This is a genomic window from Neorhodopirellula pilleata, assembly GCF_007859915.1.
In the GTDB taxonomy this organism is placed as follows: domain Bacteria; phylum Planctomycetota; class Planctomycetia; order Pirellulales; family Pirellulaceae; genus Rhodopirellula; species Rhodopirellula pilleata.
Genome location: NZ_SJPM01000019.1, coordinates 1 through 22,458, shown reverse-complemented (window position 1 = coordinate 22,458; position 22,458 = coordinate 1). Strand labels below are relative to the sequence as shown.

At 53.2% G+C, this 22,458-nt stretch carries 11 protein-coding genes and 1 pseudogene; 3 read left to right on the top strand and 9 right to left on the bottom strand.

The features are described from left to right. Positions 1-174: 174 nt before the first annotated feature. Positions 175-882 carry an FkbM family methyltransferase gene (locus Pla100_RS26745; RefSeq protein WP_197168263.1) on the top strand — a complete coding sequence of 236 codons (708 nt, stop codon included), beginning with the start codon at positions 175-177 and terminating at the stop codon, positions 880-882. A gap of 44 nt (positions 883-926) precedes the next feature. Here Pla100_RS26745 and Pla100_RS26740 read toward each other — a convergent pair whose 3' ends face one another. From Pla100_RS26740 to Pla100_RS31955, 6 genes and pseudogenes are all read right to left on the bottom strand, one after another. Beyond that, the gene (locus Pla100_RS26740) at positions 927-2,330 is read right to left on the bottom strand and encodes an O-antigen ligase family protein (RefSeq protein ID WP_146581837.1); all 1,404 of its coding nucleotides are present in this window, start codon (positions 2,328-2,330) and stop codon (positions 927-929) included. Positions 2,331-2,676: 346 nt separating this feature from the next. Continuing rightward, on the bottom strand, positions 2,677-13,398 hold the full coding sequence (locus tag Pla100_RS26735) for a PKD domain-containing protein (protein WP_146581836.1): 10,722 nt from the start codon (positions 13,396-13,398) through the stop codon (positions 2,677-2,679). Between the two features lie 149 nt (positions 13,399-13,547). Beyond that, a complete protein-coding gene (locus Pla100_RS26730; RefSeq protein WP_146581834.1) occupies positions 13,548-14,678 on the bottom strand; it encodes a TIGR03032 family protein in 1,131 nt (376 codons plus the stop codon). Between the two features lie 429 nt (positions 14,679-15,107). Beyond that, positions 15,108-15,299, bottom strand: a complete 192-nt coding sequence (locus Pla100_RS31965) for a hypothetical protein (RefSeq protein WP_231603682.1) — start codon at positions 15,297-15,299, stop codon at positions 15,108-15,110. Between the two features lie 108 nt (positions 15,300-15,407). Further along, positions 15,408-15,767, bottom strand: a pseudogene (locus Pla100_RS31960) (O-antigen ligase family protein); the annotation flags it as partial. After that, positions 15,667-16,512 (bottom strand): hypothetical protein, encoded by an 846-nt coding sequence (locus tag Pla100_RS31955; RefSeq protein ID WP_231603663.1) that lies wholly within the window; start codon positions 16,510-16,512, stop codon positions 15,667-15,669. The pseudogene Pla100_RS31960 and the gene Pla100_RS31955, both read right to left, overlap by 101 nt. Before the next feature lie 474 nt (positions 16,513-16,986). On the opposite strand from Pla100_RS31955, the gene Pla100_RS26720 reads away from it, so the two are divergent. After that, positions 16,987-17,601: a Uma2 family endonuclease gene (locus Pla100_RS26720; protein WP_146581832.1), complete on the top strand. Its 615-nt coding sequence runs from the start codon at positions 16,987-16,989 to the stop codon at positions 17,599-17,601. A 430-nt stretch (positions 17,602-18,031) separates the two neighbouring features. On the opposite strand, the gene Pla100_RS26715 is transcribed toward Pla100_RS26720, so the two are convergent. From Pla100_RS26715 to Pla100_RS26705, 3 genes are all read right to left on the bottom strand, one after another. Next, positions 18,032-18,778: a diacylglycerol/polyprenol kinase family protein gene (locus Pla100_RS26715; protein ID WP_146581830.1), complete on the bottom strand. Its 747-nt coding sequence runs from the start codon at positions 18,776-18,778 to the stop codon at positions 18,032-18,034. 39 nt (positions 18,779-18,817) lie between these two features. Further along, on the bottom strand, positions 18,818-19,717 hold the full coding sequence (locus Pla100_RS26710) for a pyruvate kinase (RefSeq protein ID WP_146581828.1): 900 nt from the start codon (positions 19,715-19,717) through the stop codon (positions 18,818-18,820). 272 nt (positions 19,718-19,989) lie between these two features. Further along, the gene (locus Pla100_RS26705) at positions 19,990-20,970 is read right to left on the bottom strand and encodes a GDP-mannose 4,6-dehydratase (protein WP_146581825.1); all 981 of its coding nucleotides are present in this window, start codon (positions 20,968-20,970) and stop codon (positions 19,990-19,992) included. A 108-nt stretch (positions 20,971-21,078) separates the two neighbouring features. On the opposite strand from Pla100_RS26705, the gene wecB reads away from it, so the two are divergent. Continuing rightward, positions 21,079-22,227 carry a non-hydrolyzing UDP-N-acetylglucosamine 2-epimerase gene (wecB, locus tag Pla100_RS26700; protein ID WP_146581823.1) on the top strand — a complete coding sequence of 383 codons (1,149 nt, stop codon included), beginning with the start codon at positions 21,079-21,081 and terminating at the stop codon, positions 22,225-22,227. Positions 22,228-22,458: the final 231 nt, after the last annotated feature.

The following is a 22,458-nucleotide window of genomic DNA, read 5'->3' as shown; positions in this document are numbered from 1 at the left end:
TTTGTTCGCAAGGTTGTGCTCTTGAATGCTGAAGAGAACAAATAGAAAATGTAAGCAGTCTTATATTTTCGACAACTCGTACGCAATCCGGCTAACTCCTGCCGAATGGTTTCCAGCCTCAAATTAAATTGTTTAAACGTGATAAGAAATAAGCTTGCTTCCACAGCCAGATCCTTGTCTTACAAAGATGGATGGAAGTTTCTTCTGTCCAAGAAACCTCGGTCGGCAACCTCGACTCGGTTACTTCTTGAGCTCCAACGGGCTGGCTTCCACTTTTCGACGATTATCGATTGCGGTGCGAATATAGGCCAGTTTGCACGCGCATGCCATACTTTTTATCCCGATGCCGAAATTGTGGCTTTTGAACCGCTGGCGGAGGTAGCAGCGCAGTTGCGAGCAAATTTAGTTGATGTAACTTCGCTGCGCGTCGTCGAGAAGGCGTTGGGACGCACTACAGGTGAGACGGACTTTCACATAACCTCGAATACACAGTCGTCTTCTGTGCTTGCCGTAGATCAGGCGAGTAGCTGGATGTCAAAAATTCGAACTGTTCGAACGATGCGTGTTCCAATGACCACACTTGATGAGGAGTTCTCCCATATAGCAACTAATCAGCGAGTGCTGTTGAAGTTAGATCTTCAAGGGTTCGAACTGGAAGCTTTGCATGGAGCAATCAATCTTTTGAAAGTTTGTGACGTCGTATTGCTGGAGGCAGCGCAAGAGAAGGCATATCTGAACGAACCTAGCTTTCATGAAATCTGGCAGTTCATGGACGAGAAGCAGTATCGTTTTCACCGAGTTGTCAACACTGTGACAGATACCCAGGGATCGATCACTCAGTTAGACGTGCTTTTTGTCAATTGCCAAACTCCACCAAATTGATGTCCTGAATGTCTACTTAAAATGCTAGTTGGATTGACAGTTCTCTAAATCCATCCCTTGGTGCGAGCTTGAGCGACTTGTGACGCAGAACCCGATATTGCCCCGATTTGAAGCATGATCCAAAAAGCGTAGTCGTAGGACCAAAACACAGTACCGATCTCAAAGAGTAGAGCAAAGAAGACGCCAGCATACGCAATCATGCATTGCCAGTCGCAGGGGTAAAGATAGGTGCTTGCTACGAGAGCGAATCTTAGAGCAAATGAAATCGTGAATAACAAAGTACAAACAAAGGTCACTAAGCCGATCCAACCGAAACGCAAACCTATATTGATGTAGGAGTTGTCAACAACACCTAATCGTTCGCGAACTGTAGGGTCGGCAGGCAATCCAGGCAAGTTTCGAGGAGGAAAGCCAGTAGATCTTTTGCTACCGTACCCTACAGGGCCTCCTTTAACCACCAAAGGTCCATAGATTTTGACAACGAAGATTCGATTTCGACTACTGGTATAGATCTGTGGAGAATTCCGATCATCAATTTCGACAATATGGCTTTCGCCCCGATTGCTCTCGCTGGAATCAAGGTAGGACAAGAAACTATCGGCATATACAATGGCAATGAGCGAGCCAATCATCGCTAAAATAATTATGCTCCACCTTGCTATCCGATCGTACCAGGCGACAGCAAATAACGCAGAGACCGGGAGGCATAGAATCGGTCCTCTTGAAAGTGTCGCGCCAACGCCAAGGATAACAGCAGCTAATCCTGTTGAAACCAAGATTCTTTTTTTACTGGAATCCCTCTGGCGAGACACCAGATCAACCGCAAAAGGAAGCATTGTCATGAGAACAATCCCCAGAAAGATTGGGTGACGGACTGGACCCGCAGCTCGGTAGAGCCAATCGTAGCGACGCCTTCTTGGGTGACTCACCTTGTCATCCATTTCAGTCAGCAGCAATTCCCAAAGGTTGATTCCAGAGACTGATTCGAAGATTGCTGCGACCGAAATGATTGCCGCCACCGTGACGAAGACTGGCGACAATTTTTCAAGTGAGCCCGCATGTACGAACGCGTACCGTCCGGCGGCGTAGGGGAGCATCCATTGGCCGTAGGCTTGGGCGGCGATCGCTAAAGGGTTTCCGTCGTAGTAAACGTCGACCACGATGTGCCACAAAAAGAGGGCGGTAATCAAGACGTCGAGCAGGTTGATTGCTTTAAAGATTTCACGCCATGAGTGAGTGCAGTAGACGATCAGCAGGACGATCGCTGTCGCCATCGTGACGTTGATGGGCGTGTTGAAGACTTCGATTTCGAACCAAGTTCCCGCTAGCATCGAGACCGCCATGCCAGCACCGAGGGCGTATTGCTTACCGTGACGACGGCCGTACCAGGCGGCGAACGCGAGGGAGACGGTCAGCATGATCGCGAAGGAAATCTGGTCGTTGAACAAGGTAGGTTTTCTCGAAGTGAGCCGTTCGCGGAAACACACACATCATAATTCAATGCTAGCGAAGTGTCTGCTTCGTTGGATGACGGTTGTTGGCCCCATCGTCTTGCCCTTGATTTGAAGAACTCGCAGTTCGACGTGACAACCTCAGTGGAGCGTGATCGGTCGCCGCGTTGCGTGGGGTGAAGAGTTCTGGTCGGAGTCGGACGGTCGCGGGATGCGGTCGCTGCGTAGGGATTTGATAAGTGACAAAGCCCGCTTTGCCCGATTCATTGCATGATACCTACACCGAACGAACGAACGTTTCTTGTGGAGCAGCACAGGATTCACGGGTAAGTTCAGCCAGATGCTAGAACAGTGATGACTCTGATTGCATGAACTCGTCGTCGTCATCATCGCCGTCGTCGCTTGCGAAGAAGCCGTCCACAGCGAGCGCCCACGTTGGTTGCTTGCTCAACTGTTCGTACGGATGGCTCTCGATGCGATTGATATGATTGATGATCGTCAACGCATCGATCGCAGTGACTTGCCCATCTTGGTTGATGTCGTAGTGACGGAAATCGTCGTCCACAGAAACGGTGTTTGACTCACCGTTGACGGCCGTTGCATTGAGGTGGTTGATTACCATCAAAGCGTCCAACGCCGTCACACCATTGCTGCCCGAGACATCCATCTTCGACAGGATCGACGGCGATCTTGTCAATGAAAGCAAGTCGATTCGGTTGCGTAAGGGTGTGGCCGTCGCGGCGACAAATTCCGAAGTGATTGGTTCGCCGGATGGGCTGCCCCCGGATGCCTCCACTTCGAAGTACGAACCTTGCACGGTGAATTCGCCCATATTGGCCTGAGCGTCCCAAACGTTGGCAAGAAACACCAAATCGCCAGCGACGTACCCTTGCTCGATCCCTCCCAAGCTACCACTCACGCCAAGCAAACTCGTCGCAGTGTCGGCGTCAAAGTCAACGCTGGCCAGCAGGCGGTCATCGGATTCGGGGGTAAAAGAAACCCATTGAATGTTGCTGTTATACTGCCAAACACCGGAAATCAACCGCACCGCAATCAAGTGATCGCTGTTGTTTTGGTGAGGCGGGAAATTAATGAATCGAGCGTGAACCGACTGGGCGGAGAACATAAGGAAGCCCGTCCCGGTCGCATTGTCTTGAACAGCAATACCGAAATTGACTGGGCCTGGGTCAACGGAGATTATCGATTGAGTGGGAATCTCAAAAAAAGTCCCTGCGATCGTGAACTCACCATCGTTGGTTTGACCATCCCAGCGATCGGCGAAGAATGTCAGGTCGCCTGAGATGAAACCTTGATCGATCCCGTGGACCCGTCCGGTAACCCCTTGAAGACTAGCGATCGTGTCGGCGTCGAAATCCACTTCGGCGAGCAAGCGGTCGTCCGCTTCGGGCGTGAATGTGACCCAAGTCGCGTTGGAGTTGTACTGCCACTGCGATCCGTTGTGGCGAACCGCAATCAGATGATCGCTATTGGAGGGATGGGGGGACGCGGATGCAAACCGAGTGAAAACACTTTGCCGACTGTGCAGCAGATACCCCGTTCCAACCGCGTTATCTTGGACACCTACGCCGAAGTTCACGGGGCCGAGATCGACGGAGATAGTCGATTGGGTAGAGATCTCAAAGAAAGTCCCTTCGATCGTGAACTCGCCGTCGTTGGTTTGTCCATTCCAGCGATCGGCGAAGAATGTTAAGTCGCCTGAAACGTAACCCTGATCGATCCCGTGGATCTGTCCGGTAGCCCCTTGAAGACTAGCGATCGTGTCGGCGTCGAAGTCCACTTCGGCGAGCAAGCGGTCATCCGCTTCGGGCGTGAACGCGACCCAAGTCGTATTGGAGTTGTACTGCCACTGCGATCCATCGTGGCGAACAGCAATCAGATGGTCGCTATTGGAGAAGTGAGGCGGCGTCGCCGCAAACCGAGTGAAAACACTTTGCCGACTGTGCAGCAGATACCCTTGACCCGTTGCATCGTCCTGGACCGCAACGCCTTGGTTGATTGGACCTAACGAGATCTCGTTTGAAGCAGCTTCCACATCAACGGTAATAGTTCCGGTCGCTTTTCCGCCTCTCCCATCAGCGATCTCGTAGTCGAAGGAATCGGTTCCGCTAAATCCTGAGATTGGGAAATAGGTTAACTCGTTTGTCGAGTTAACGACAACCGTTCCGCTGGCAGGTTGTGTGGTCGAGACAATGGCCAGCGGATCGCCATCAGGGTCCGTATCAATGCCGTTACCGTTATCGGTCAAAACGTCGATCGTGATGGGGGTGTTCCGGGTTGTCTTGACCGCATCATCTTGTGTAACGGGGTTGGTATTAAGTACGACCGAGTAATCTTCGACTTCGCCGTCGGAGGCAAGCCCAGTAGGTTGAAGTCCGCCGGCGGTACTGAGGCGAAAACGGGCGAAGCTGAGTCCCGCGATTGCTGTCGAGGGAACGTTGACAAAGAGTTGGTTGTTTCCGGTGGAGAGCATTTCACTAGAAAAAATCTGTTCTACTGACTCCCAGGTGCCACTGCGGTCGAAATCGATCCAAGCGTCCAGCATTGCGGATCCACCCTGGACATTGACAGTGATTGGGACACTCGTTTGACCGATCGTCAGCGTCGTAAGGGTGACTCCGTCTTCGTCGTCACTGGTGTCAATATCGTCGCCATCGGCGAATGGATTTAAATATCCATCGAACTCGGCATCTCGATCACCACCGAGTGTCGGGCCGTTTGCCGTGTGCCGGGCTCCATCATCAGCAAGTAAGGTGGCATAGCTTTCCGGTGCATCGCCGAAATCTTCGGTTGGAAGGACCTCATTGACAATGATGGTTTGAGTGATTTGTGTGGCGTCACCGTCGTCATCAGTGACCGTTATTAATGCTTCGTAGGTACCAGGAGTTGGATAGACATGGTTGAGTTCAAAACTGCCGAGGGTGGGTAAGCCGGGGCCTCCCACACTATCGATCACAACCGACCCACTCTCAACTGGTGATCCGTCCAGCCAATCAACGGCGTAAGTAAACGTTTCAACTGTGGCGCCGCCAGGCCGTAGTGGATTGTTAAATCCGGCATCCGATACGAGGGGAGTGAAGCTGAAACCTGCGTCTTCCTCGACAATGAGCGAGAACGGGCCAGGGGTAGCTGAGAATTGAAGAAGACCAAAGTCGTCTCCCGTCGCTTCAAAAGTTTGTACTGTTCCGGCAACAACGATGGAGCCATTCCGCTGGACCGCCAATGCCATGGCCTGATTGGAACGCGGTCCGCCAAAAGTGGTAGTGAATATGCCGTCACCGTCGAAGGTAAGGTCTAAGTTTCCGTCCTCAGAAAATCGCACCAATGCAAAATCGTTTTCATCCGTAAAGAACGAGGTAGCTCCACCCAGAACGGTGACGCCACCGTCTGGATTAGCAAGCACATCACTGCCGTAGTCGTAGCGACCATCAAAATCGAAAGTCCATTTGCCACCCGATTGAAATTCGGAATCCAGTTGTCCATCGATAGTCAATTTAGCGACAGCAAGATCAGTGCGGCGGATGCTGGATCCCGAGTCGGACGAACCTACTACAAATAAGCTTCCACCCGGCGAAATTGCGATTCCTTGTACAGAATCACTCTGACCTTCAAAGTCTATCGTTAACTTGCCGGCACCGATTCCTGAGTTTGTAGCAAATGTGGGGTCGATTTTCCCGTCGACTTGCAGGCGAACCAGCGCGAAGTCCAAGAGGCTTGCCACCATATGCGCCGTGCCAGCAATAATGATTTGTCCACTCTCAGTAAGGGCAGCGCTGAGTGCGAGATCATGACTGGTGCCAAAACCAACATAGACTTTCCCGTTTGCCGAGCCGGAATCACCATCAAAATCTGTGTCCAGGCTACCGTTGGGATTCAGACGAACGATCGCGAAATCGCCGCCGCCGTTGTTGAGTGCCCACGAACTTCCAATCAGCAGTATTTTGCCGTCAGGTTGAAGGACAACATCGTAGGCCGTGTCTGAATATCCTTGCAAGTCAAGTAAGAACGCTCCAGTCGCGACGCCAGTGGTGCCGGTAAACGTCGAATCGAGTGAACCGTCCGGATTCAGCCGTAAAACCGCGAAGTCACCATCGTCCGATGGCAAATTGTCGTTTTGTATTTGTGATTTACTACCACCAACAACGATAATCTTTCCATCTTCCTGAAGAGCGACCGCGTTGGCCCGATCATTTCGCCGATTAAAGTCAAATTGAACGCGTCCGCCTATGCCGAACGTTGGATCAAGGCTTCCGTTAGGCAGATAACGCGTGATAAGGAAGTCCGAATTCCCTGAGAAGCTATTCGTCGGTGCGGGAATGGTGGTACCCACAACGACAATTTTTCCGTCTGATTGAACGACCACATCAGCGGCCTCGTCGGTGTTAGGACCAATGAAGTTCGTCAGTTGCTTTCCATCGGTGGCGAAGTCGTTGTCAAGTTGTCCGACCGGAGTGAACGCCATCAATACAAAATCTTTACCGCCATCAGTTTGACGATCGGCCACTCCACCAGCAATGATTTGTCCGGTCGAGGTCACCGCGACTGCATTGGCGAGATCATTCCCACCGTTGAAACCTATCGTAAATCGTCCGCCGCCATTAAAGCTAGAATCTGGCTGACCGGTTGTGTTTGTGACTACAACACCGAAACGCGATCGATTGTTAAAAGTCGAACTTCCCGCCATGACCGCAAACCCATCAGGCCTTAGCGTCAACGATGAAAGTTTTTCGTTGAAACTAGGATTAGTTCCTCCAATCGTGACCTTCCCGTTTCCATTAGATTGACCATCAAAACTAGAGTCTAAAAATCCGTTGGAGGTGAATTGGGCAAGAGCGTAACGTGCATTTGGCGTCCCACCTATCGTGGCGTAGCCGGCGAGTAAAATTTCTCCCGTTGACCGAATTGCTACATCAAACGCCTCGTCGGAACCACCGGCAAAGTCGACTGTTGATTTACCATCTCCGTGGAAGCCTGTATCCAGCGTTCCATCGGTCCGCAAACGAATGGCAGCAAAGTTCTTTCCACCTTGAGCTGGTTGATTTGCGGACCCTACCACAACAATCTTGCCATTGGCATCAATTCCTACAGCGTTCGCCGAGTCGTTCTCTCCTGGCGAAACGTCCACGATGACGCGTCCATTCCCGTTGCCGCTATTGCCAGTGAAGGATGTGTCGTAGCTTCCATCGTTTAGCAGGCGAACAATTAAAAAGTTCTGACCGAAGTTGCTGTCGTAGTTAAATCCCGAGAGAATAATTGTGCCATCCGATGCGATCGCCAAGTCATTGGCTTCCTCACCCCTGCTGTTAGCAAGCAAAAACAAACCGTTTCCATCTCCGAGTGGTCCGTCGAAAGTTTCATCAAGACTTCCGTCCGGATTGAGCCTCGCAACAGCTATTTCGTTTTCAAAATTTCCCAGACTAGAATTCCCCGCCCCGGCGACGACAATTTTTCCATCGGATTGGATTGCAACGGCATTTGCTATGTCATCAAACTTTGCGAAGTCGAGTACGACCTTACCATTGAGGCCGAAATCCATGTCAAGGGTTCCATCGACATTGTATCGGACAATCGCGAAGTCACTGCCTCCTCCGTGATCGGTCGTTCCGACTGCAACAATCTTGCCGTCATCTTGAACAACCAAGTCATTGATCGAATCGAAGTTCGACCCCAAATGGTCGGTCGTCCATAAACCACCGGTTCCGATCGAGGTGTCTAGTTGGTGCGTCAATGGTCCACCCGGAATGTATATCTCGGGACTTACCCCTGAAACGGTTACATCGAACGTACCCGAGGCGGAGAGTCCTGCACCGCCCTCATCTGTCACTGTTAGGTTGATCGTGTAAACGCCGTCGTCAGGATAAACGTGTGAACGACCTCCGATCGAACCATCGGAGTTCATTGTGAACGAATCACTCGCGCTGCCGTCTCCCCAATCGACGATCAACTCCCAATCACCGCCATCGGGATCGACGAATGAGCCGAGGTCAATGAATGTGGAAGTTCCTTCGTTGGCGATCTGATTGGTAGCGGGCGAAAATACAACAGGTGGCTGGGGCTCAAAGATCTCGAAGTAAGTCCCTTCAATGGTGAACTCGCCGTCGTTGTTTCCTCCAAGCCAGCGATCAGCGAAGAAAGTTAAATCACCTGAAACGAATCCCTGATCAATCCCGTCAATTTGACCAGTAAAACCTTCACGACTACTGATCGAGTCAGCATCGAAGTCAACCGCCGCCAACAGACGGTCGTCCCTTTCTGGGGTGAACGCGAACCAATCTGTATTGTTGTTGTAGAGCCATTGCAAGCCGTCGAAGCGAACTGCGATCACGTGATCGCTGTTGGAGGGATGGGGAGACGCCGACGCGAAACGGGCAAAAACATTCTGCCGACTATGCATTAGATACCCCGTCCCGACCGCATTGTCTTGAACGCCGATTCCGGCGTTGATCGCACCCAGATCGATGGCAACGGTTGGAGGGGAAGTGGAGATCTCGAAGTAAGTCCCTTCAATTGTGAACTCGCCGTCGTTATTTCCTCCAAACCAGCGATCAGCGAAGAAAGTCAAATCGCCTGAAACGAATCCCTGATCAATTCCGTCGATTTGACCAGCAAAACCTTCAAGGCTACTAATCGTATCAGCGTCGAAGTCAACCGCCGCCAACAGACGGTCGTCCGTTGCGGGGGTGAACACATACCAATCAGTATTATTATTGTAGAGCCATTGCGATCCGTCATGGCGAACCGTGATCAAGTGATCGCTGTTGGAGGGATGGGGAGACGCCGACGCGAAACGGATAAAAACGCTCTGCCGACTATGCATCAGATACCCCGTCCCGACGGCATTGTCTTGAACACCGATTCCGGCATTGATCGAACCCAAGTTGACGCTTTCGAACGCTGTATTCGAAAAGACATTAACGACAAAGTCGCTGGTGGTAATTCCAAGATCACCATCGTCTAGCGTTACAGTAACCGTGAAAGTTCCATTCGAAGCGTAAGTGTGTGACAGTTCGATCGTTCGCGTGATTGGATCGATTACCAAGGGTTCGTTCGTCGCCGAATCACCATAGTTGACAGTGCCGGTCCAAATGTCTTCCCCGGGGTCCACGAAATCGATAGTCCTCATGAATGACGCGCCGAGAGAAATCGCTTCGTTCGTGCCAACATCGAACATAGGTGCGAAATTGGTCACGATCAGTTCAAACGTGACCTCGGCGGTGGTCGTCTGATCATCGGCGGTGATCGTGACGGTCTGCGATTCGCTGGGACCGTCGGTCGTCGGATAGGTCCAGGTCCAGGTTCCGTTGAGGTTGTCGACGACCGTTCCGATCGACGCCGACAGTGTGACGGAGTCGCCCAGATCGACATCACCAAAAACGCCTGTGATCGTGGCGGTGCTGCCTTCGTCTACGGTCACCGACGATTGGTCAACGCCGACCGTTGGTGGATCGTTGACCGGGTCGACGGCAATCGACATCGTGGACGGGCTGGATAAATCGCTTCCATCGCTGACGCGGAACGTAAAGAAGCTATAAAGAGATAAGTTATTCTCATTGGCGTCGGCGACAAAGCCCAAGCGTCCGCTGGTCAGTTGAGCGGCACCGATGGTCACTCCACTGGCTATTAGCTCGGTCGGATCATCGAAAATGGAATCGCCGTTGGCGTCCAAGAACAGAGTCCCGGCACCGGGGAGATCGTCAATAACGATCGAATCCAAGGTGTCACCGGAATCGGCGTCGTCGAAATTGAACTCCGCCGCAGTAAAAAAGTAGGGCGTGTCTTCAAGAGCCGTGAGAAACCGGTCGCTGGTCGTTGGCGGGGTGTTCAGGTCGACCGTCACTTCAAACGAATCGGTGACGGTTCCGGAATCGCCGTCGTCGATCGAAACCGTGACCGTATAACTACCGTCCACTATGTAGGTGTGATTCAGTAGGACTGATTGGCCGGGCCCGAAGGTCGCCGGGCCGGAATTGCCGTCGCCGTAGTCCACGGTGCCCGTCCAGGTATCCGCGCCGGGGTCGGTGAAGGTAACCGTTCGTTGCAAAAGGCCCACGTCGACGGGTAACAAATCGATATCGGCGCCGGCGTCGAAAACCGGATCAACATTGGTTACATCAATAACAATCTCAAACGTGGTGGTGACACCATCGGCATCGGTGGCCGTGAGCGTATCGGTGTAGGTAAACGGTCCGTCGCCGGTGGCAAGTGCGGTGTAGGTGAAAGTCTCTCCCGTCAAATCGACCGTGCCCGTGGCGGCAACTAGGGTAACGGTAAAGCGAGCGGTCCCGGAGAAGTCGATGGATGAACCTTCAGGAACGCTCGCCGGCGGCGTCGTTTCGATGATCGGGGCCGTGAAACGCCATAGCTCTCGACCGACGATGCCATCATCCGCTGCGAAGAACAATTGGTCATCTTGCTCAACCAAAGGAGCGAACATTGGATCGATAGAAAAGGCTCCGAGTTGACCGGGAGCGAAAAGGTTGGCGACCTGGAGGGTGCCCGCTTCGGTTCCGTCGGACGTCCATAACTCTTGACCATTGACGCCATCATTGGCGGTGAACAATAAACGGTCGTTGAAATTGGTCAGCGATGTCGGGAACGAAGTGCTGGAGGGATTGGGGTTGATGTCGCGGACGAGTGCGGCGGTGTCTGAAACCGAATCATAAGCCCAAAGTTCACGTGACGTGTTGGTTCCGCCTTGGTTTAAGGTGAAGAAGAGGGCGTCGCCGACAGACGTCAGTTCGCGTGGATTGCTGTAAGATCCGAATGAATAGGGATCTGAATTGAAGTCTTCAATTTGAACAACTCCGCCCGAAAGTCCATCCACTTTCCAAAGTTCATCAGCATTGACAACGAAGTAAAGATCGCCTTCATGTTCCGCAAAGCGACCGGGAGAGTAGTTGCTATACCCGTTAAAGCTTTGAACCTGAGTTACGATGAACCCAGACGCAGTACCTTCGGTAGTCCAGAGCTGACTAGCACTTCCAACGTACAACTCATCATCAAATTCATAAAAGTTCGATCCATCATAATCCAAGAAGACGGAGAAGCCGAAGGTGCCGCTACCGAAATCCCCATTCTTGACGAAGTCCAGGTTATCGGTCGTGTCGTCAAAGGCCCAAAGTGTTCCCGAAGAATTAAAACTTTCTCGTCGTTCGGTGAAGTAAAGCAATCCTCCCGCCGTCACTAGGTTCTCCGCTCCGGAATAAGAGCTGGCGAAAGGATAGTAGTACGGATTGTCATAGAAAGAGGTAATGGCCTGCGAGCCGGCAAAGCTACCGTCACTTTGGAAAACCTGATTGATTCCGTTCGAGTCTTCAGCAATCCAGTAAAGGTGGTTGCCATTGTTGATTAGATTCTCAACGGGCAGCGTGTTTCCGCTTCCGTCATCGACGACTCCGGTTCCGGGCAGCGTTCCGTCGCTCGTCCACAGCACTCGACCGCCGTTGATCGGATCCTCGGCGATGAAGTAAACCGCTCCGGCCAATTCGGTGATGTCCGACGGATTGTAATAGCTGTAGCTCGTTTGCAACGGCTCTACCAATCCATTCGTGCCGTCAAGGCGATGCAGCGAACCGTTTGAGTTGAAGAAAAGTCCCAGCGAAGTGGACGTCAGTTCGGTGGGGTTGGAATCATTGGACCGGAAGTTGGCCGTCAAGTTCGAGGCGTTCCCGGCTGTGCCATCGGTGACGTAGAAATCTGGCGAGCCTGAGGGGTTAAAGAAGAGGTGCGAATCGGTACCCAACGCTTCGTCGACAAAATCAGGAAACGGATCGTTGGTTAGATTCGAAACGTTGGTCACCAAGCGAGCCCCCGTTGGCGTCGCATTGGTGGCCCATAACTCGGTGTCGCTGGAAGTGCCGTTTTCGACTTCAAAGAACAACAGTCCGGCACCTTGGAGCAGCCCGCTATTAGCATAGCTGCCGCCTTGACTCAGAGTGTGAGCGAGCTGTGTGCCAGACGTGCTGTCATGGGTCCATAGACTTGCACCACTGGATTCAACTTCGACAAAGGCCAGTTGTCCGTCGTACTCGGTCAACTGAGCGCGAAAAGCATACGGATAGCTGGTTTCAAGCGGCAATACGTTGGTGACCGTGCTACCCGAGACGGTCCACAATGAATTGCTATATAGTAAGTCGTACTCCGCTGTAAAATACAGATCAGTACCGATGGCGGTCAGCTCCGCGATGTTCGGCAATGAACTGACCGTTGTTAAAGTGGCGGCGACTCCATCGGTGGCAAGTTGCTTCCCGTCGGTGGAATAGAGTTTTTCTCCGGTTCCGTCGTTGGCGAGGAAAAAGAGCGTTCCATCGACGTCGGTCAACGAGTTGATCCCAAAGGAACCGTAGTAATATGAGCCCGGGTCGATGTCGTGTAGCAACTCGGTTCCAGACGCCGTTCCGTCGCTGACCCACAGTGCTTCGCCATTGTCAAGGTCGTCATAAGTGAAAAATAGCTTGCCACCGGAGGCTCCGAACTCATAGAGATATGACGTCGGAAAGTCATCTTTGACTACCATCGTCGTGGCTGGTTCGCCATCGGACTTCCAAAGCTCGTAATCGTTATTCAAGTCGTCAAACTTTAAGAAAAACAACGTGCCCGAGACGTCGATCATCTCGGTGCGATTTTGGCGGGTGGTCAATTCCGTGATCGTTCCCGTTAATACGTTGTAGTACAGCAACGATTCATCGCCGTCGTTCAGACCGGTATCTGCATTGAAGGCAAAGCCATCTCGAAACGGCGTGAAGTTGTTCGGGTCGGAACCATCGGCCCCCTCATTGAGGTCCGCGATTCGGAAAGTCCCCGACGCCGTTCCGTCACTTTGCCAGAGTTCGAGCCCAAACTCATCCTCGTTGCCGAAGTACGCCACGTTGCCGATCGCCACGCCTTCTTCGGGTGATGCAGCGATGTTCTCGGAAACAATATCGGCGACCAAATCGACCGCGAGCAAACGCCGTGGTTCCAGAGACTGGAAAGATGCTGTTAGCGAGCGACGTCGTTGCGATCGATTGTTTGAATTTCGGCGGCGGGCCACGCGTCGTTGGAACATAAATTTACTCGATGGTAAGTTGTGAAAATCGCGAGGAGCTTCGTTTCTAAGTTGAGAGGCCGAATCTTGCTACGAGACGCACTACAGCCCGGAGTGGCTGGTAGCGAATTTTGCGGATAGATTCGGTGTTTATTGATCAGTGTCGAGCGTCAAGCAAAAGGTGGCACGATCCAGAGTTCCTGGTCGTTGCCTTCGAGGTCGGGGCTGTGGATAAACGTGGGATTAGCACCTGGTAGGATCTCGACGGAAAAAATTTCCTCGACTGCTGTTTCAAATTCGAACCAAGCGACGGCGCGACCGGAAACCAGGTCGACGACCGCGATGCCGCAACGAAGTGACTCATGCATTGATGAGATCGGAAGCCCGCCAAAGACATTTGATTCTCGAATCTGGGACATCCCGATAAATGCGAACTGGCCGGCAAATGTCAGGCCTCGGGTATAGCCCGGAACCCGATCGACCGTGGTGATCTCACCCTTGTTCGGATCGACACAGCAGAGCTCACCGCGTCCGGAATTGAGCAGGTAAAGATTGCCCTGATGCAACCGCGGTGAATGGGGCATGCACAGACCATCCGCAACGACGTCGTTCGTATCAACATCGAGCACGCAACCGCCGGACGTTTTGTTTTCTCGCCAGCCGCCACCGACGTCCGTTCTGCCCAATGCAGTGACATATTTCGGGCCGTCTGAACCCAAGGCCATCCCATTAAGATGGCAGCGATCCTGCGGCGCAAGATCGGAGATGAAATCCGGCTTCCACCGAGGCTTAAAGTTGTGAGGCGAGTCAAAGGTGCAGAGGCAGGAAAACAGCGTGTTGACCGCCCATAACTGATCACCCTGAAAGGCCATCTCGTGGATGCTGATGTTTCCCGTGATGTGATAGTCTCGGGCGGCGAACGTAACCGACGACGTCGGAGGCGTGTCCTGGCCAGTGAGCCTAATTTCTCGCGGCAAGTCTTTTTGGCCGGCGAGTCGCCAGATGCCACGTCGGGTTCCCACAGCGAGCTGTGTCGGATGCCGGGCCAGTCCCATGGCTGACTCGAACGAAGTCAATCGCACGTCAGCGACCAAATCGCCGCTGGCATCGTCCAGGACAGGTTGAATAACGGCTAACTTCCCTAACTTGTATGTCGTTACCAACAACGAGGCGTTCAAATGCTGCAAAATTGGCAAAAACTGCTCGCTGCAGCGGTATCGCAGTTCTACAGCAACGGGAGCGTTTGACGAGGAAATCAAGTGACTACTGGGAACCTCAGGTGGAGTGAATTCTGTATCCATTAGGGTGGTTTAGTCTACCCAACCTCTGCAAGCAGTACAAGCCCACCCCTCTGCAGAGCAATGCGAAAATCTGCGTTGCCGTGCCCGGCTTCTGCGAAAACGTGGCGGAAGCTACTCGGGAGACAAACGGAACGGGCAAACTCTTCGTTGCTCGTCGAATCATCGGCTTAAAGTCTTTTTCGCTGCCGTTCCGATGCGTAGAGCGGCTGACAGCTTGGGTGAGCCTGGCATTACTGGTCTGGCCAACGGCTAGAGTCTTGGGCATGCAGCAGCTATTCAGAGAACGAAAAGCAAGGGGCAGCCAAATGCCTGGACACCTTTGGATTGTCGTTGGCTACTCTCGTTTCGAAATATTCAAACTCGCCGCAAGATTCGTTGCGCCCGCTCGAAAACAGTAACGAAAGTCGCCGGCAATCTCGGCTATTTCGCTCAAGTCAGGGCTTCCTCGCGAGCCTGTGCGATTCGCGAGGTGAGACCGGAAATGGTGCCAAATTGAAATAAAATCCAGAACGCAAAATCATAAGACCAAAACACGGTGGCGATTTCAAAGCAAATTGCGACCAATACACTGCCATAGGCGACCGCTACAGGGCCTCCGCTGGGATAGAAGTAGGTTCCCATTGTCCTTTCCAAGCGGAATGCATATACGATTGACAAAAGGAGGCCTGCGACGAACAAGGCGAGCCCCACCCAACCAAGTCTCAATCCCACATTAATGTAAGAGTTGTCAACGATTCCCAATTGCTTACGGATTTCCGGATCAGACGGAAGACCGGGTAATTTCGATGGCGGGAAGCCTTTCGATTGGATTGTCCCGTAGCCCAGCGGGCCGCCTTTCCTAACGAGAGGGCCGTAAACTTGAACTGCGAACAACCGGTTACGAGTTCCATTAAGAATTTGAGGAGTGGCTTGGTCATCAACCTCAATAATTCGGCTCCGACCTTGAGTGGTTTCCGTCGAATCGAGATATGCAAGGGCTGTATCCCAATTAGCTGCACTCCACATCAGTCCACTGATCGCGACCGCGACCAACACCCATCTCGCGTAACGGAAATACCATGCGAAGGCCAGGAAGAGAGCAAGGGGCAGGCAGAGTATTGGACCTCTTGAAATCGTTGCGAAAACTCCTAGCACTACCGCAAGAAAGCCCCCCCCCGCCGATCGCTCGTTCGCTTCCATGGGCTTCCGCCCGAGTGCATAGGTCCACCACGAATGGCAATAGCGACAGCAAAGCAATTCCCAAGAAGATCGGATGCCGGACCGGGCCTGCGGCACGGTACAGCCAATCGTAGCGAAGCCCACTGGGGCGGTTCACCTTGTCGTCCATTTCGGTCAACAACCATTCCCAAACGTTGGTGCCGGAGACTGATTCAAAGATCGCACCGATCGAAATGATCGCCGCTACAAGGACAAAGACTGGCGACAATTTTTCAAGTGAGCCCGCATGTACGAACGCGTACCGTCCGGATGCGTAGGGGAGCATCCATTGGCCGTAGGCTTGGGCGGCGACGGCGAAGGGGTTTCCGCCGTAGTAAACGTCGACCACGATGTGCCACAAGAAGAGGGCGGTGATCAAGACGTCGAGCAGGTTAATTGCATTAAAGATTTCACGCCATGAGTGAGTGCAGTAGACGATCAGCAGGACGATCGCTGTCGCCATCGTGACGTTGATGGGCGTGTTGAAGACTTCGATTTCGAACCAAGTTCCCGCTAGCATCGAGATCGCGATGCCGGCACCGAGGGCGTACTGCTTACCGTGATGACGGCCGTACCACGCGGCGAACGCGAGGGAGACGGTCAGCATGATCGCGAAAGAAATTTGGTCGTTGAACAAGGTAGGTTTTCTAGAAGTGGGCCATTCGCGGAAACACACACATCATAATTCAATGCTAGCGAAGTGTCTGCTTCGCTGGATGACGGTTGTTGGCAGGAAGATTAAGGGCAAGAAAATGTTCTGCTCTGCATCTTCCTGCCCTCAATCTTCCTGCCAAAATCAAAGTAGCGATGCCCGGTCATCGACGAGCCCCCTTTTCGGTTAGGCTCTAAGTTGGCCCGATCGACTTGCCCTTCATTTCAGGAACACGCAGTTCGACGTGACACCCTGGGTGGAGCGTGATCGGGATGGGGGCGTTGCTGGGTTGCTCGGCGTATGTTCCGCCGACCCTCGCTCGTAAGTGTTTTGAATCCGGTTTCGGAGACATGAGCCGCTGTACTCGAGTGAATTCCTATTGTTTTGTGGTACAATGCCAAACCAATTACGGGATCGACATGCCGTGCCTCCGATGCGTTTTTTTTCCGTGACGAACCGATGACTACAATTCATTCGATAGTTGGTGTTGGTGAGGTACCCGAACCTTCGTTACCCGTGACGCTTCCTCTGACGGTGAAGCAATTCGCGGACTTGGTCGATCGCGGTCATTTTGAAAAGCAGCCCGGTCAAATTGAGCTCATCAATGGGAGGATCGTGCGGATGAACCCTCAAGGACCACAGCACGCCAGTCCGCTTGATATCCTCGCCGAATGGTGTGTTGAGAGGTCGGCTCGCCGCTTTTGGATTCGGATCGAAAAACCGATTGAAACTCCGTCGCACTCGAGCACACCCGAACCTGATATTGCTTGGGTTCGGCGTCAGTCTTACGCTCATCGGCATCCACAACCGGAGGATATCTCTCTGTTGATCGAAGCGAGTGTGTCGAGCCATGCGTTCGATCTCGGCGAGAAACGCGAACTCTATGCTTCGGCAAGCATCCCTGAATATTGGCAAATCGATGTGCCGCAACACGAGATTCGAGTTCATCGCGATCCCAGTGGAACGCTCTACCGGGATGTCAGCACCCCCGGCGAAGAGGCGACGATCTCGCCGATTTGTTTGCCTTCGGCCATGCTTCGGATCAGTGATTGGTTTGAATCGAAAACGCAGTGAGTAATGGGTTTGGGATCCGTCCGTCGATTGTGGGTGGGGGCGGGGACATCAACCTAAGCATCGTGTGAACAATCGGTGCTGAATATTGTTAGTGGACGAGAGATTCCTGCTCATCCCTCGCTCACCGGGCTGTTGATTTAGTCATCATCGATACCCGAAGCGTGAGTTTTGAATTTGCGCTTTTTTCGTAACCCGCTGCGTAAGCGAGGGATAATTGATATTGACTCATCCCTCGCTTACGCGTCGGGTTACGATAAACCAATGCCACAGGCAAAAGCGCAACTTCAAAAAGCGTGAGCGAGGGATACATACAAAGGACTTAATGGCGATGAATCCCTCGCTCACGCTTCGGGTTACGATTAAATCAACACGCCCTCACGCTGCGGGTTACCACTTGGACTTTTGATGGGGCGGGTCCAATGGATCTCCGTTAGAAGACGACCATCACGCACACGATCGTTAGGCCGCCGGTGAGGTACAGGAAGGGGGCGTCCCAAGTGTGGGGTGAGAAGGCTTCGGCGGCGGTCATCATGGCCGGTACGAATAGCATCAGGGCGAGCCATTGGTTGAGACTGACGATCGGATACACGCAGGCGACCGTGGCGAGGGCAACCGCGAGCACACACGCGCTGCCTTCGATCGATCGGACGTAGTTCCGGTCTTTGGCAAGTGACGGCACGCGGTAAGTGTGCTTGCCGAATCGGATGCCGATCGGTTCGGCGAGCCCGTCGCCCACGCCGGTGACGACGAGTGGGATGCTGATCAGCGGTTCGATCTCGAAGCGTTGAAAGACGAGAAATAGGCCGATCAGAATGACCGCCGAGACGATCGCTTGGCTGATGATCCACAACAACGTATGAGGTCGATCTTCGGGACGATCGACCGCCGCGAAGGCGGTGCTCACCATTGTGAAACGCTGGCGAATGGGATGAACCATGACCAGCGTCGCGAGCGTGAAAACGACGACCGTGGAAAGGAACGTCAAGACGTTGGGTTGATAGGGGAAGATCGGGGCGAGCAGGAACGGGCACAGCATCAACACGAAATGGTTGATCTTGCGGGTGTAGTTGACCTTCCAGTCACGTTTCAGGACCAGCCACCCGGTTGCCCAACACAACGCCATCATGAATGATTGGTGCAGGACGATCGTCCAAACGTAGTTGGTCGGTAAATTCAATCTTGTCGAAACGTTAGCGAGTTATTGAGCGGAAGATGATTATTCTTTGCGGCCGGACTGCAGTGTTTTGGCGATCGCGGTCGTGAGGGCCTGCAACGTTTCGGGCGTGTAAGTCGTTTCGGCGGCGAGCGACTGCATCTCTTCGCTCATCTCGAACGGCGTGCCTTGTGGGATTTGTACCAGGGCGAATGCGTCTTTGGATGGAATGCCGAGGAAGTTGAATTTGTCTTTCTTGACGTTCATGATCCGATCCTCTTGCATGTTCGGAGGCAGGAGCTGAATCGCCGTGTCGGCGATCTTGAGTTTGCCACGAACCGGATCGAGTAACCACACGAGCGTGCCGATGTTGCCATTTTCGGGAAACACCCAGATGTAATAGCGAACGATCATTTCACGATGCTCGTTCTCTTGCAGCATGCTTGCCGGGGCGTCGAGGATCAAGTTGTACGGCGTCCGGGCAACCCGTTCGACTTTCGCAAGCGCGGCGACGTTCCCGTCGAGAACACTGCGGCCGATCAACGACAATTCGCCTCCGAGCTGGCTTTGCGTTTGAGATGTCACGACGACGTTCTTGCCATCGATCACCATTGAAAAACCAACGGCGACCTGGTCCAGTTCAAATTTACCTTCAGAGTTCTTCTCGGCATTGGCGAGCATCGTGAGGTTGAACACTTCGGCGTAATAGCGAACCGTGTCGGTGACCGCATCGACGTCACCTCGAGTCAATTGGCCACGCACGAACGAGATCAAATGCGACCAGTCTTCGGGTGGCTGTTCACCGAAGGTTGTGCCAGGCGGGATCAGCGAGACGGGTTGCCGCGTGAAATCGACCTTATTTGTCGACGCCGTCTCGACGCCCGTCTGCGCACACAAGGTTTGAAACGTGCCCTGCCACAGAATCAACGTCAGGAAGCAGATCGAAAGGAAACAATTAGTCATGGTGCGATTTCGAATCAGTCGGACGGGAATAGGACAGTTGCGGCGAAAATAAGGTAGCGAAACTCGCCGAGAGTTTCGGCCTAGGCAGCCAAGCATCACGAGATCAATCAGTGACGCATCCTGTAGGTGGCGGCGACTTTTAGTCGCCGTTTCAGGAATTGGCGACTGAAAGTCGCCACCACTTTTTGTTCCCTCGAAACTAAAAGCCGAGACTCTTGGTGAGTTTCGCTCCGGCAGAAGACTCGCTTTCAAGGCTATCAGAGCACTCGCTATTATGGCAGTTCAAGCTCCCCCGACCAGGGTTGATTTTTCAGGTACCAATCGACGCTGGCGTCGAGACCTTCGTCCAGTTCGACACGTGGGACCCAGCCGAGAAGCTCTTTCGCTTTGGTGATATCAGCCGAGGTGATCTTGATGTCCGCTTTGTGAAACTCCTTGTAGTTCAACTGGGCCTTTTTGCCCAAGCGATTTTCGAGCCCCGCGATGATCGCATTGAGGGAGACCGGCGTGCCTCCGCCACCGAGGTTGATGACTTCGTAACCGACCGGCTTGAGCGCCGCGATGGTTCCTGATGCGATGTCGGAGACATAAGTGAAGTCGCGAGATTGTTCGCCATCGCCGAACAATTCGATCGGGGTGCCTTCGTCGATCCATTTAATGAACCGGAAAATGCACATGTCAGGCCGCCCCGCCGGACCATACACGGTGAAGTATCGGCACACCGTCACGTCGATGCCGTAAAGATGGTGATATGAAAACGCCATCGCTTCGGCGGCCTTCTTGCTCGCCGCGTAGGGGGAGATCGGCGTGTTGACGGGCAGCGTTTCGACAAACGGCATCGGCTGGCCGGCGTAGAGCGACGAGGTCGACGCGAGCACGTACTTCTTGACCCCATGTTTTTGCATTTGATCAAGCAGATTCAGACTGCCCATCGCGTTGGTGGTCATGTAGATGTGCGGGTTCTGCATGCTGTAACGCACGCCCGCGCGGGCGGCGAGATTCAGGACTCCGTCGAACGAATACTTCTCAAAAAGCCGACCGAGTGTGTCGAGACTTTCAATATCGCCGCGGACCATCTCAAAACGATCGCTCGGGTATCCGGCAAGCCGCTGCAGCCGATGTTCTTTCAATCGCACGTCGTAATAATCATTGACATTATCAATTCCGACGACGCGGTGTCCCGCGTCGAGCAGCTGAGCGGCGACTTCATTGGCGATGAACCCGGCACAGCCGGTGACCAGATACGTTGACATGGCGTAAGGTAATGATGAGCGTAGTCGGAAAGTGCAATCGAATGGATGCGTTGGTCGATGAGTTGATGGTCCATCTAAGTTGAATCCAAGCGTCAGGCAGTTTAATCCGTGGCGAAACCAAAAATAGCGGTCTTCTTTGGAACCCGGCCTGAGGCCATCAAACTGGCACCGGTGATGAAGGCATTGGCAGCCGATTCCCGGTTCGCGTTGGTGTCCGTTTCGACCGGACAGCACCGCGAAATGCTCGATCAGGTGATTAATTTGTTCGATTTACCGGTCCACCACGATCTGAACGTCATGCAGCCCGGCCAAACTCTGGCCGGTTTGTCAGCCCGTTTGTTGACGGGAGTCGATTCGATTCTGGAATCCGAAAAGCCGGATTTTGCCGTCGTCCAGGGCGACACCACCACCGTCCTAATGGCCTCGCTCGCTTGTTTTTATCGGGGCATTCCCTGCGGGCATGTCGAGGCGGGCTTGCGAACCGGGGATCTCGCCAGCCCGTTCCCCGAGGAGGCCAACCGCGTGCTGGCGACGAAACTCAGTGCTCTGCACTTTCCGCCGACAAGAATCAGCGAGAAAAACTTGATTCAAGAAGGAATCTCACCCGAGCGAATCGTCGTCACCGGAAACACGGTCATCGATGCTCTGCATCTCGAGGTCGCCAAACAGAACGACCGAGAGATTCAGCGCGACATCGACTCGGAACTCAAACCCTATCTTCCCTCCGATTGGCGATCGAAGCAATTCATCTTGATCACCGGCCACCGGCGAGAAAATTTTGGTGAGGGATTCGAATCGATTTGCGAAGCGATTGTGATTCTGGCGACGAAGTATCCGGACGTTCGTTTCGTGTATCCGGTGCACTTGAATCCGAACGTACGAGAGCCCGTCGAACGAACGCTCGGCCGACTAGACAACGTTTGCTTATTACCACCGCTGGGGTATCGCCCTTTCGTCGCATTGATGCGAGCCTGCTATTTTGTCTTGACGGACTCGGGTGGGGTGCAAGAAGAAGCACCGGGGTTGGGCAAGCCGGTCTTGGTGATGCGAGATACCACCGAACGCCCCGAGGGCATCGAGGCGGGAACGGTGCGATTGGTCGGTCCGGTGCGCGAGAAGATCGTCGAGGGGGTCAGCGAGTTGCTCGACAACCGTAAAACCTATGAGGCGATGGCTCAGGCGAACAATCCTTACGGTGATGGACATGCGAGCGGCCGGATCGTTGATGCGATTGCTCGGTATTTGATAGACGGGTGACTTGTCAGAACTCTTGTGAGTCCAGCTACATCGGCTATCACCGCGTGTCGTCTTACTGGACGGCGATTGATACAAGCCCGACGCGCAAATGCGTGTTGATTTAACCCGCCTTATTCACCAAGCGCGCCTTTAGGGTAGAAACCATCGCGTGAAACGCTACGTTTATCGGTTCACTACAACCAACTCAAACGCAAAGCAGGATCACGCGATGGGTGAAGTACAACGTAACCT

Bases quoted from the DNA above. Each gene is read 5' to 3' on its own strand.
- Pla100_RS26735 (WP_146581836.1), bottom strand. From the start codon at position 13,398: ATGTTCCAACGACGCGTGGCCCGCCGCCGAAATTCAAACAATCGATCG.
- Pla100_RS26730 (WP_146581834.1), bottom strand. From the start codon at position 14,678: ATGGATACAGAATTCACTCCACCTGAGGTTCCCAGTAGTCACTTGATT.
- Pla100_RS31965 (WP_231603682.1), bottom strand. From the start codon at position 15,299: ATGGGAACCTACTTCTATCCCAGCGGAGGCCCTGTAGCGGTCGCCTAT.
- Pla100_RS26720 (WP_146581832.1), top strand. From the start codon at position 16,987: ATGACTACAATTCATTCGATAGTTGGTGTTGGTGAGGTACCCGAACCT.
- Pla100_RS26710 (WP_146581828.1), bottom strand. From the start codon at position 19,717: ATGACTAATTGTTTCCTTTCGATCTGCTTCCTGACGTTGATTCTGTGG.
- Pla100_RS26705 (WP_146581825.1), bottom strand. From the start codon at position 20,970: ATGTCAACGTATCTGGTCACCGGCTGTGCCGGGTTCATCGCCAATGAA.